The sequence below is a fragment of the Mesorhizobium sp. M7D.F.Ca.US.004.01.2.1 genome (assembly GCF_003997785.1).
GTDB lineage: Bacteria > Pseudomonadota > Alphaproteobacteria > Rhizobiales > Rhizobiaceae > Mesorhizobium > Mesorhizobium loti.
In genome coordinates this window covers 1-12,084 of the sequence record NZ_RZRQ01000185.1, presented here as the reverse complement: position 1 = coordinate 12,084, position 12,084 = coordinate 1, and the positions used below count along the sequence as shown (strand labels likewise).

The following is a 12,084-nucleotide window of genomic DNA, read 5'->3' as shown; positions in this document are numbered from 1 at the left end:
GCGCTGGTGCTGCTCGCCATCGCCTGGCTCAACCCGCGCGCCATCAGCTATTTCGGCTTCAGCCTGATGCTCAACCTGGCGATCCCGATCGCCCTAGCGACGATCGCGCAGATGTTCGTCATATCAGGCAACGAGCTCGACCTGTCGATAGGCACTTTCGTCGGCTTCGTCGGCTGCGTCACCGCGACCTGGCTGAAGGATGCGCCGCTCATCGGCGTCGTCATCCTGCTCGGGTCGATCGGCATCTATGCGCTGCTCGGCGCGCTGATCCATCTGCGCAACCTGCCTTCCATCGTGGTGACGCTGGGCATGAGTTTCGTCTGGCAGGGCCTCGCGATTCTCGTTTTGCCCAAACCGGGCGGCAAGGCGCCGGACTGGCTGCTTGGGCTGATGGCGTTCAAGCCGCCTTTCGTGCCGTTCCCGATCATTGCCGCGCTGCTCATCGGCCTCATCGTTCATTTCGGCCTGATGCGCACTTCCTACGGCGTGATCCTGCGCGGCTCGGGCGGCAATCCGGCAGCACTCGGCCGCGCCGGCTGGTCGCTGCTCAAGACCAAGATCGTGCTGTTCGCGCTCGCCGGCCTGTTTGGCGTGCTGTCCGGTATGGCGCTGATCGGCATCACCACTTCGGCCGATGCCAATATCGGCAATGGCTACACGCTGCTGGCGATCGCCGGCGTCATCCTTGGCGGCGGTGAGTTCGTCGGCGGCCGGGTGTCGCCGATCGGCGCGGTGATCGGCGCGCTGACGCTGGCGCTGGCCGCCTCGCCGCTGCTCACCTTCATGCACATTCCACCCGACTGGCAGGTCGCAGCCAACGGCGCCATCTTGATCATCGTGCTGGCGGCGCGGGTGCTGATCAGCCGTAGGGAGAGGTGAGCGATGACATCGGTGAAATCGCTGCTGACGAAACCCTGGATCTGGTCGTTCCTTGGTGCGCTTCTGGTGTGGCTGGCGACGATCGCCTTCACCGGCGGTTATGGCGCCGGCGGCATGGTGACCGCCGCCTTGTCGCTGGCGGTGTTCACGGTCATCGTCGGTGTCGGCCAGATGTTCGTCATCACGCTCGGACCGGGCAATGTCGACCTGTCGCTGCCGGCCAATATCGGCCTCGCCAGCGCGGTCGCCATGAAGGTGATGGACGGCAACGATTCCATGATCGCGCTTGGGCTGCTGGCGGCGCTTGCCTGCGGCGCTGCGGTCGGCGCCGTCAACTACCTGCTGATCTGGGCATTGCGCATTCCGCCGATCATCGCCACCTTGTCGGCCAGCTTCATCATCCAGTCGATCGACATCAGCTATGGCCGCGGGCTGCAGATCAAGCCGCCGCCGGGCTTCGCCGATTTCGCCAACTGGCAGGTGCTGGGCATTCCGGTGCTGGCGATCCTCACCGTGCTGTTCACCATCGGTGCCGCCATCGCCCTGCAGCGCATGATCTATGGCCGCTCGGTGCTGGCGATCGGCCAGAACATCCGCGCCGCGTGGCTGGCCGGCGTCAATGTCGGCCGCATCCGCTTCCTCACCTACACGCTGTCGGGCGCGCTTGGCGGCATCGACGGCGCGCTGCTCGCCGGCTATTTTCGCGGCGCCAATGTCGATATCGGCAATGAATATTTGCTGGCCTCGATCGCTGTCGTCGTCATCGGCGGCACGTCGGTCGCCGGCGGCAAGGCCAATGTGCCCGGCGTCTGGGGCGCGGCGCTGTTCCTGGTGCTGCTTTTGACCATGCTCAACACGTTTGGGGTGAGTGCCGGGGTGCGATTGCTGCTGACGGGGCTGATCATTGTCGGGGTGATCACGGCGGCGGGCGGGCAGAAGGCGCTGCGGTAATCTGCGCCTTCGTCGTCCCAGGCACTTTCAAGGCCTGTAATCATTGTGCCAGGCCGACATCCGGTTCCCTTCGACGTCATGGCGCTGTAAATCCCGTTCGCGCGGCCACGGCCGCTGAATAGTGCTGGGAGGTTTGCGTGTCCGATTTCCTCGGGATCCACCGCAACGGCGATGTCGCCGTCGTCACCATCGACAATCCGCCGGTCAACGCGTTGAGCTTTCATGTCCGCGAACCGCTGATGCAGGCGCTGGTTGAGCTGCGGGACGATGCGTCGGTCGCGGCCATCGTCATTGCTTGCGCCGGCCGGACTTTTGTCGCCGGCGCCGACATCACCGAATTCGGCAAGCCGATGCGGCAGCCCGAACTGCGCGCCATCGTGGCGACGCTGGAGACCATCGCCAAGCCGACGGTTGCCGCCATCCACGGCACCGCGCTCGGCGGCGGGCTGGAATTGGCGCTCGGTTGCCATTTCCGTGTCGCCGATGCCGGCGCCAGACTCGGCCTGCCCGAGGTCAAGCTCGGCCTGCTGCCGGGCGGCGGTGGCACGGTGCGGTTGCCGCGCCTTGTCGGCGCGCTGAAGGCCTTGAAGATGATCGTTTCGGGTGCGCCGATCGCTGCGACCGAGGCGCATGAAGCCGGTCTCGTAGATGCCGTCTTCGAGGGCGATCTGACCACCCATGCCGTGAACTTTGCCAGGGAATTAGCCCGCAAGGGTGGTCTTTTCACGCCGGTGCGCGATCGCGACGAGGGGCCCAAGGAGACCGACCTCGCGGCTTTCGACGCCGAGGCAGCGGAGCTCGCCAGGAAAGCGCGCGGCCTTGAGGCGCCGATCGCCTGTGCGCAATCGGTGCGCAATGCTGTCATGCTGCCCTTCGATGAAGCGCTCGCGGCGGAACGCGCGCTGTTCGTGAAACTCGTCGCCAGCGACCAGTCGCGGGCGCAGCGGCATTTGTTCTTCGCCGAACGTGAGGCGGCAAAGCTTCCCGGAAAAGACATCGTCAAGCGCCGGATCGCCCGTGTCGGCGTCATCGGCGCCGGCACGATGGGCGGCGGCATCGCCATGGCCTTCGCCAATGGCGGCTATCCCGTGACCTTGCTGGAAACCAGCCATGAGGCATTGCAGCGCGGGCTGGCGACCATCGACAAGAACTACTCGGTGTCCGTCACGCGCGGCTCGCTGACGGCAGATGCCAAGCGCGAGCGGCTCGCCCAGTTCAAAGGCTCCACCGACTATGCCGATCTCGCCGATTGCGACCTGATTGTCGAGGCGGTGTTCGAGGACATGGCGGTCAAGAGGGAGGTTTTCGGCAAACTCGAAGCGGTGGCCAAGCCGGGTGCGATCCTGGCCACCAACACCTCCTATCTCGACATCGACGAAATCGCCGCCTCGACCTCGAGGCCGCAGGATGTGCTCGGCCTGCATTTCTTCTCGCCGGCCAATGTCATGAAGCTGCTGGAGATCGTGCGGGCCGACAAGACCGCGCCCGATGCGCTGGCAACTGTCGTCGACCTGGCGCGGCGGATCGGCAAGGTGGCCGTCGTCGTCGGCGTGTGCCACGGCTTCGTCGGCAATCGCATGCTGGCCGCGCGTGGCTCGGAATCCGAAGCGCTGTTGCTGGAGGGTGCGACACCCAGCCAGATCGACAAGGCCTTCACCGATTTCGGCTGGCCGATGGGGCCGTTCCAGATGGGCGACCTCGCCGGCCTCGACATTGGCTGGCGCAATCGCAAGGCACGCGGCCAGACGGCCGTGATCGCCGACACGCTATGCGAACAAGGGCGTTTTGGCCAGAAGACCGGCCGGGGTTTCTATCTCTACGAGGCTGGTGCGCGCACACCAATGCCAGATCCCGAGGTTGAAGCGCTGATCCGCGACAAGGCCGCCGAGAAGGGCATCTCGCCGCGTGCGATCAGCGCGGAAGAAATCATCGAGCGCACGCTCTATCCCCTGGTCAACGAGGGCGCCAAGATCCTGGAGGAAGGCATAGCGGCCCGTGCGTCCGACATCGATGTCGTCTGGGTCAACGGCTACGGTTTTCCCATCGGCAGAGGTGGGCCGATGTTCTGGGCTGGCCTTGAAGGTCCGGCCAGGATCGTCGAGCGGCTCGATTACTGGCATCAGCGGACAGGCAAGGACGTGTTCAAGCCCGCGCCGCTGCTGAAGCGGATGGCCGGGGCCGGGTCGTGGGAAGCCGGCGGTTAGGGGAATTACCGGATCCGTGCGTCGATGATCTCGACGAAGCGCGCGAACAGACCGGCCTGCGACTTGATCTTGAGCTTGCGGTAGATGTTGCGGCGGTGAACCTTCACGGTTCCCGGCACGATGCGCATGGCCCTGGCGATCGATTCGGTGGAGTGTCCCTGCAGCACCAGGTCGACGACATGCTTTTCGCGCGGCGTCAGCGACAGGCTCTTCCAGATATGGGCACGGTCGAATTCGTTGACCGGCGCTACCGTCTCGTCCTGCTTCAATTCTGCCGGTTCGTCGGTCGCCAGGGCAGGCCAGCGCAACCTGATGAAGCTGATCACCGCAGGCGCCATGTCGCGCAACAATCTGGCATCAGCGGTGCCGAACGGGCCTGAAGCGCGCAGCCGCATCAGCGACAGCACCAGCGCATCCTTGCCCGGCAGCGGCACGAAGAAGCCGACCTCCTCGGCCAGTCTGGTCTGGCTGTAGTAGGAGCGAAAATACTCGCTGGCATAGAAGCGGTCCGGCGCCAGTTCGCGCATGCGCCAGAACCCTTCCTTGCGCTCGACCGCCGCGTGGTGAAACGGGTCAAGCAGATACGGCCCCTCCTGATAGAGCGCGACGAAGACGTGGCTTTCGGCCGGCGAAAAGGTCTCGAACAGCAGCGGCGGGCGCGAGGCGCCGCGATAGCCGAAGACCACGCAGTGATCGAAACTGACATGGAGCCGCAGCCAGTCGACCAGCGCCTTGCCGAACAGGTCGCCGCTCGTCTCCCGCGTCGCCGCGACGAGCGTGGCGAGCTGGCTGTATTCGTCGCTGCGGGACAATCCATACCCCCTTAAACGAGAAAATAGATCAGATATACCACCTACGAGGTATATACTAGCCGGCATTGGCTCTGGTAGCGTTCTGAAATTGCCCTGTCGCTGGAGCCCGCAGCCTTTGACCGCAGTGCCCGACATCGAGTTTCGCGGCGTCACCAAGCGCTATGGCAGCGTGACGGCTGTGAGCAGCATCGATCTCGCCGTGCCACCTTCCGCCTTTGTTGCCTTGCTCGGTCCCTCCGGCTGCGGCAAGACCACCTGCCTGCGCATGATCGGCGGTTTCGAACAGCCGAGCGAAGGCAAGGTGTTCATTCGCGGCCAGGACATGGCCGGCACGCCGCCCTACCGGCGGCCGGTCAACATGGTGTTCCAGCAATACGCGCTGTTTCCGCATCTCGATGTCGAGGACAACGTCGCCTACGGGCTGCGCCAGGCGCGGCCAAGGCTGTCGTCGCGCGAGATCGCCTCGAGGGCGGGCGAGGCGCTCGAAATGGTGCGGCTCGCCGGCTATGGCCGCCGCAAGATCCACGAACTGTCAGGCGGCCAGCAGCAGCGGGTCGCGTTGGCGCGCGCGCTGGTCAACAAGCCGGCCGTGCTTTTGCTCGACGAGCCGCTGGCGGCGCTCGACAAGAAGCTGCGCACCGACATGCAGATCGAGCTCCAGAACCTGCAGCGCGAGATCGGCATCACCTTCGTGCTGGTCACCCACGACCAGGAGGAAGCGCTGTCGATGAGCGATTTCGTCTGCGTCATGAATGGCGGCCGCATCGTCCAGCTTGGGCAGCCGAGCGAGATCTATGACGAGCCGGCCGATTTGTTCGTCGCCGACTTCGTCGGCAAGACCAATCTCTTGAGCGGCACCGTCGCCGGGCATACCGGCGATCTGGTGGAGGTAACGCTTGCCGATGGCACGGTCATTGCGGCGCGCAAGCGAACCGCTTTGCAGCAGGGCGAGACCGTTTCGGTCAGCCTGCGTCCTGAATCACTCAGTCTCGGCGCTCAGACAAGCGGCCCATTCAAGGGCATCGTCCGCAACCGGATTTTCCTTGGCTCGACGGCGGAATACGCGATCGAGGTCCAGGGCATCGGAACGCTGCTGGCCAAGGCCGATCATCTGATCGGCCATGGCAATCTCTTCAAGCCGGGTGAACCCGTCGCCATCGGCTTTGCCTCCGGAACGCCGCTGGCGTTTCCGGACACCAAGAACAACGGGACCAACCAGAGGGTAGATAAACATGTCGAAATCATATCGTGACGGACTGCCGATAAGCCCCGAGAATTTTGTCGACCAGTTGATGCGTTTGAAGCGCGGCTCGATCGGCCGCCGCGATTTCCTCGGCCTCACCGGCCTTGGCATTGCCACGGCGGTGATGGCGCGCGAGATCGGCATCATGCCGACACCGGCCTTCGCCGCGGAAAGCCTTGGCGACCGCATGTCGATCGCCACCTGGCCGAACTATCATGACCCGGCGACCTTCGAGAATTTCAAGAAGGACACCGGCGTTGCCGTCGAGGTCAACGTGTTCGGCTCCAATGAGGAGATGCTGGCCAAGCTGCAGGCCGGCGCCTCGGGCTGGAGCCTTTTCGTGCCGACCAACTACACGATCTCGACCTACAAGAAGCTCGGCATCATCGAGCCGCTGGAGATGGCGAAGCTGCCGAACTTCGACGGCTCGCAGGAGGATCCACGCTTCACTGGGGAAGGCACGATCGATGCGGTGACCTATGCGGTACCGAAGAACTGGGGCACCACCGGCTTTGCCGTCAACACCAAGAAGCTGACCAAGCCGATGACGAGCTGGAAGGAATTCTGGGACACCGCCATGGCGGAAGGAGACAGCCGCACCATGGTGCACGACTACCAGCTGACCACGATCGGCAATGCGCTGAAATATTACGGCTACTCGTTCAACTCGCTCAAGCAGGACGAACTCGCCAAGGCGGAGGAACTGCTGCTGAAGGTCAAGCCGCATCTGTTCGCGGTCTCATCCGACTACCAGCCTGGGATGCGCGCGGGTGACGCCTGGATGACCATGTGCTGGACGAACGACGGCGCCCAGCTGCATCGTGACATTCCCGAGATCGCCTATGTGCTGGGCAAGGAAGGCGGCGAGATCTGGACCGATTTCTACGCCATTCCGAAGGATGCGCCGAACAAGCCCGCAGGTTACGCTCTGCTCAACTATCTGATGAACCCGCAGGTGGCGGTGAAGGAGCACCTGGCCAATGGTGCGCCCTCGACCGATGCGCGAGTCAACAAGCTGCTGCCGAAGGAGGTGCTCGACAATCCGATCCTCTATCCGGCGGCGGACCTGTTGACGCCGCTGGAATTCGGCGCGGCGGCAACGCTGACCGACCCCGGCCGTGCCGAATTGATGGCGCGCTTCAAGTCGGCCTGAGCAGCTGGCCTCAATTCGACTCAGACAAACTTGACCGGCGGGTCATGCCCGCCGGTACCGGGGCAATCTCTCCATGCACGGCAGCCGTCTTCGCAAGAATCTTCTGACCGCCATGCTGCTCGGTCCAGCGACCGCGTGGCTGGTGGTGTTTCTGGTGCTGCCGTTCATTGCCATCGCCGTCTTCAGCGTCGGCGAACGGGCGCCGGAAGGCGGCTATCAGGCGGCCTTCACTTTCGCGCAATATGCCAATCTTCCGGCGCGGGCGACCGCCTTCTGGAACACGATGGTGCTGGCGCCTGTGGGAGCGCTCGCCTGTCTTCTCGTCGCCTACCCGGTTGCCTATTACCTCGCCCTGCGCGCGCCGCAGCGCTGGCGGCTGATCCTGCTGGCGCTGGTCGTCATCCCGTTCTGGACCAGCCTTCTGATGCGGACCTATGCCTGGATGTACGTGCTGGGCGGACGCGGCATTCCGGCATTGCTTGCTTATATCGGATTTGAGGACGTCAGGCTGATCAACACGCCGGGCGCGGTGCTGCTCGGCATCGTCTATGGCTATCTGCCGCTGATGATCCTGCCGATCTATGTCAGCCTCGAACGGCTTGATCGCAGGCTGCTGGAAGCCTCAGCCGATCTCGGCGCCACGCCATTATCGACCTTCCTCGGTGTGACCCTAAAGCTGTCGCTGCCGGGCGTGATGACCGGCTTCTCGCTGGTCATGATCCTGCTGCTTGGCGAATATCTGATCCCAACGCTGCTCGGCGGCGGCAAGGTGTTCTTCATCGGCAACGCGCTGGTCGACCTGTTCCTGCAGTCGCGCAACTGGCCGTTCGGATCGGCCATCGCGATCACGCTGGTGCTGGTCTCGGTGGTGGTGCTGATTGCCGCCAACCGCATCTCGACCCGGGTTTCGGGCGCGCGCCGGGTGGACCTGATCTGATGCGCGCCTTTGTCATTGCCGTCTTTGCCTTCCTCTATCTGCCGATCGCGCTGGTCGTGCTGTTCTCCTTCAACGCCGGTCACCATGCCAGCGAGTTCACCGGCTTTTCGGTGCAATGGTACGGCAAGGCGCTGGCGAACCCGTTCCTGGTCGAGGCGCTGAAGAACAGCCTGTTCATTGCCACCACCAGCGCTTCGCTGGCGGCGCTGTGCGGCACGGCGGCCGCACTCGGCCTGGCGCGTGTCAGCGTCAGAACCCGCGCGGTTTTCGATGCCCTTCTCGGGGCCGCGATCGTCGTTCCGGGTGTCGTCATCGGCATTTCGACGCTGGTTGCGCTCGTCCAGCTCTTTGGCGTCGTCAACCCGTTCCTCGCCTCGATCTGGCCGGATGGCCAGCCGCCGCGCCTGGCGCTCGGCTACGGTTCCATCATTGCGGCACATGGGCTGTTTTCGATGGCGCTGGTGACGATGATCGTTGGCACCCGGCTCGGCAGCCTCGACCGCAATCTGGTCGAGGCTTCGAGTGATCTCTACGCCACGCCGTTGACGACGTTTCGCAGCATCGTCCTGCCACAGATCCTGCCGGCGGTGGTCGCCGGCTTCCTGCTCGCCTTCACCTTCTCCTTCGATGATTTCATCGTCGCCTTCTTCGTCGCCGGCGCACAGACGACGTTGCCGATCTATGTCTTCGCTTCGATCCGGCGTGGCGTGACGCCGGAAATCAATGCCATCGCGACGATCGTCCTCGTCGCCTCCGTGCTGCTTGTGGTGCTTGCCCAATGGCAGTTGCGCCAACGCAAACCGTCAAACTGAAAGCTGCGTCATGATCCTCAAAGACCGCATCGCCGTGGTGACAGGCGCCGGCTCCGGCATCGGGCGCGCCGGCGCCATGACCATGGCCAGGGAAGGCGCGGTGGTCGTCATCGCCGACAGGGATCAGGCCGCCGGCGAAGCAACAGCTTCGGACATTCGGGCAGCGGGAGGGCAGGCCGAGGCAATCGCGACCGATGTCGCTGATGACGCGGCGGTCGGGCAACTCATTGCCGGCACGCTCGACAGGCATGGGCGCATCGACATCCTGCACAATCACGCCGGCATCCAGGTCGGCGGCACGCTGACTGAAGTCGAAGTCGACGGCATGGATGCCTCGTGGCGGGTCAATGTGCGGGCGCAGTTCCTGGCGGCCAGGATGGTCATGCCGTCGATGGTCGCACGAGGCGGCGGTGTCATCCTCAACACCGCCTCCAATTCGGGCGTGTTCTACGACCGCGAGATGATCGCCTACGCAACCTCCAAACATGCGGTGGTGGCAATGACGCGGCAGATGTCGCTCGACTACGCCCGGCACAATGTCCGCGTCAACGCACTCTGTCCCGGCTGGGTCGACACGCCGTTCAACGGGCCGTTCATCGCCCAGATGGGTGGACGCGAGGCGATCGAAAACTATGTCCGCACCAAGATACCGATGGGGCGCTGGGCCAGCGCCGATGAGATCGCCGAGGCGATCCTGTTCCTCGTCTCCGACCGCTCATCCTTCATGACCGGCCAGGCGCTGGTGATCGATGGGGGCGAAAGCATCGGCTGAGACCTGTGCTTTCGTTATGGACGTCCCGTGTTTCAAAGCCTTTCCGATATACTACGCCACGACTTTTACCCGTGCCGCTGCTCGGCGGCAGGACTATAGTCTGGCCGACGTGGGACTTCAGTGCCATGGCGATCTGAGAAGATTGATTTGTATTTGATATCAAAGGTTTATGGTGCCGGCTGGTTGCCGGCTCGCGTATTGAGACGGCATTTGTCTAAAGTTTACTCTGTACAATTAGCGATTTCTCATACGACGGTCGCCTAGCGGTCGGGCGAGGGTGGCGATTCCCCGAGGAGGTTACCATGACGAACCGAAAGACTCTGTTCGCGGCGCTTGCCGCATTGGCGCTTCTGGCGTCTCCGGCGCTCGCCGGAGCCGGCGGCAACGGGCACGGCGGCGGCAATGGCGGTGGCAATGCCGGCGGCAACGGGAACGGCGGTGGCAATGCTGGCGGTAACGGCGGCGGCAATGGCAGTGGCAAGAGCGGCGCTTCGCACGGCAAGTCGTCGTCGGCTCCCGGGCGGGCGGCAAAGGCGGACAGCACCACGGTCGACACGACCACAAAGGTCTCGGCCGTGCCCAAGGAGAAAAACATCCACGCCAAACTCGGCCGGTTGAACTCGCTGCAGCGCAACATCAACGCCTACATGAACTCCAAGAGCAAAAAGTTCGCTGCCATTCAGGCATTCGTGACGCAGTCCGCGAAAGCCAAGGTCGCCCAGGCTACAGCGGCCGCCGCCCAGGCCGAACTGGACGCCCTGACGGCGCTGACACCCGATCAGATTGCCGCCATGTCGCCCGAAGATCAGGCGGCCCTGCCTGGGAAGATCGCGGCTCTGCAGGCCGAGGTCGCTGCCGACAACGCGGCGGCGGCTGCGGCAACGGAGGGCACCGATGATGCATCGCTCGACGCGGCGCTGACGGACATGGCCAACAAGCCGGTCGACGACGAGGTCACGGCCTGGGCCCAGGGCGTCCTTGCCGACAAGATCGACCAGACGGCCGCCACGATGCAGACGGAAACGACGCCGTAACGACTTGCCGCCGAAACGGCAGTGACCAGTCAAAGAAGATGCCGCCGGGTCTTGCCCCGGCGGCATTGCTGTTTAACGGCCGTGGTCGGGCTGGCTTCGTAGAGCGGCCGTCTCAGCCTTCAGCCAATCGGCAAAGATCGTCATCGCGTGCGAGTTCTGCCGCCTGCGCCGCGCTGAGAGCCAGTACTTGCCGACATCGACCGTGCAGCCGAAAGGCTGGACCAATTCAGCGGAACGGAGCTCACGGCTGAACATCGAAACCGGCAGCAGCGCCACGCCGGCGCCCTGGACCGCGGCGTTGGCCATGGTGACGGACGAGTCGAAAACGATGCCCTTGATGGGTGGGCAATGGCGCCCTGCCGCCTCGAACCAGCGCAGCCATTCGTCTTCCCGGTAGGAGCATAGCAGCGTTTCGCGCGCGAGATCCGATGGATCGCGCAGACGCGCCGCGATATCGGGCGCGCAGGCCGGCGAGAACGAGCCGGGCATCAGCGGTGTGTTGTCGGTTCCCTGCCAGGAGCCGTCGCCGAAGCGGATGGCAAAGTCGAGGCCGTCGGCGGCGAGATTGACCCGGTTGTTGTTGGTCGAAATGCGTAGCTCGATATCCGGATAGGCCTGGTGGAACACAGGTAATCTCGGGATCAGCCAGCCCGAGGCGAAAGTGCCGACGACGCCGACAGTGACGATGTCGTGGAAGCGGCCGCCCTCGAAGCGGTCGAGCGTGACGCCGATCCTGTTGAAGGCATCGCTCAATACGGGCAGCAGCGCCTCGCCCTCCTCGCTCAGAGCGAGCCCGTGCGGAAGCCGGCGAAAGAGCCTGACGCCAAGAACCTCTTCGAGGCCTTTGACCTGATGGCTGACGGCCGCCTGGGTGACGCGCAGTTCGAGCCCGGCGCCGGTGAAGCTGAGGTGACGCGCGGCGGCCTCGAAGGCGCGCAAGCCGTTCAGCGGAAGGTGCGATCGCTTCATTGGTCGAGCCCTAGTTTTTCTCGTGGCGGGGGCGATGTTAACTCGTTTGCGATGGTGTCGGATCCGGTCCAGTTCTGCGGCGCGGGGCAACAGAGAGTGTGGAAATGACAAGCAGACGCAGTTTCATCAGTGGTCTCGCGGTGGTTCTGGCGGCCCCCGTCACCCTTGGCGCGATCGCGACGGCGGCAACGAGCCCGACAAAATTTGATGAGGTCTTGCCGAAAATAAGGCGGATCGAGGCGAAAAGCGGCGGCCGGCTTGGCGTGGCCTGCCGGATCGCTGGAACGAGCGCGCAATTCGGCTATCGCGAGAACGAGC

General features: G+C 64.1%; 11 protein-coding genes. 9 read left to right on the top strand and 2 right to left on the bottom strand.

Going from position 1 to position 12,084, the window contains the following annotated elements:
- From EN993_RS22505 to EN993_RS22495, 3 genes are all read left to right on the top strand, one after another.
- On the top strand, positions 1-879 hold an 879-nt coding region (locus tag EN993_RS22505), incomplete at its 5' end, for an ABC transporter permease (RefSeq protein WP_164757758.1).
- Positions 880-882: 3 nt separating this feature from the next.
- On the top strand, positions 883-1,830 hold the full coding sequence (locus EN993_RS22500; RefSeq protein ID WP_109664038.1) for an ABC transporter permease: 948 nt from the start codon (positions 883-885) through the stop codon (positions 1,828-1,830).
- A 137-nt stretch (positions 1,831-1,967) separates the two neighbouring features.
- Positions 1,968-4,034 (top strand): 3-hydroxyacyl-CoA dehydrogenase NAD-binding domain-containing protein, encoded by a 2,067-nt coding sequence (locus EN993_RS22495; protein WP_127264852.1) that lies wholly within the window; start codon positions 1,968-1,970, stop codon positions 4,032-4,034.
- Between the two features lie 5 nt (positions 4,035-4,039).
- Here EN993_RS22495 and EN993_RS22490 read toward each other — a convergent pair whose 3' ends face one another.
- Positions 4,040-4,846, bottom strand: a complete 807-nt coding sequence (locus tag EN993_RS22490) for a LuxR C-terminal-related transcriptional regulator (RefSeq protein ID WP_109664047.1) — start codon at positions 4,844-4,846, stop codon at positions 4,040-4,042.
- A 115-nt stretch (positions 4,847-4,961) separates the two neighbouring features.
- Between EN993_RS22490 and EN993_RS22485 the strand changes: the two genes are divergently transcribed.
- The 6 genes from EN993_RS22485 to EN993_RS22460 all read left to right on the top strand — a co-directional run bounded on the left by EN993_RS22485 (position 4,962) and on the right by EN993_RS22460 (position 10,797).
- Positions 4,962-6,098: an ABC transporter ATP-binding protein gene (locus EN993_RS22485; protein ID WP_127264851.1), complete on the top strand. Its 1,137-nt coding sequence runs from the start codon at positions 4,962-4,964 to the stop codon at positions 6,096-6,098.
- Complete coding sequence (locus tag EN993_RS22480; protein ID WP_109664056.1) at positions 6,079-7,242, top strand: spermidine/putrescine ABC transporter substrate-binding protein; 1,164 nt, start codon at positions 6,079-6,081, stop codon at positions 7,240-7,242. The genes EN993_RS22485 and EN993_RS22480 overlap by 20 nt, the downstream gene beginning before the upstream one ends.
- 73 nt (positions 7,243-7,315) lie before the next feature.
- Complete coding sequence (locus EN993_RS22475; protein ID WP_109664060.1) at positions 7,316-8,179, top strand: ABC transporter permease; 864 nt, start codon at positions 7,316-7,318, stop codon at positions 8,177-8,179.
- Positions 8,179-8,991, top strand: coding sequence for an ABC transporter permease (locus EN993_RS22470; RefSeq protein WP_109664066.1), 813 nt, complete (start codon positions 8,179-8,181; stop codon positions 8,989-8,991). The genes EN993_RS22475 and EN993_RS22470 overlap by 1 nt, the downstream gene beginning before the upstream one ends.
- Before the next feature lie 10 nt (positions 8,992-9,001).
- Complete coding sequence (locus tag EN993_RS22465) at positions 9,002-9,763, top strand: glucose 1-dehydrogenase (RefSeq protein ID WP_127264850.1); 762 nt, start codon at positions 9,002-9,004, stop codon at positions 9,761-9,763.
- Between the two features lie 302 nt (positions 9,764-10,065).
- Positions 10,066-10,797 carry a hypothetical protein gene (locus tag EN993_RS22460; protein WP_109664074.1) on the top strand — a complete coding sequence of 244 codons (732 nt, stop codon included), beginning with the start codon at positions 10,066-10,068 and terminating at the stop codon, positions 10,795-10,797.
- A 72-nt stretch (positions 10,798-10,869) separates the two neighbouring features.
- Here EN993_RS22460 and EN993_RS22455 read toward each other — a convergent pair whose 3' ends face one another.
- Complete coding sequence (locus EN993_RS22455; RefSeq protein ID WP_109664079.1) at positions 10,870-11,766, bottom strand: LysR family transcriptional regulator; 897 nt, start codon at positions 11,764-11,766, stop codon at positions 10,870-10,872.
- Positions 11,767-12,084: the final 318 nt, after the last annotated feature.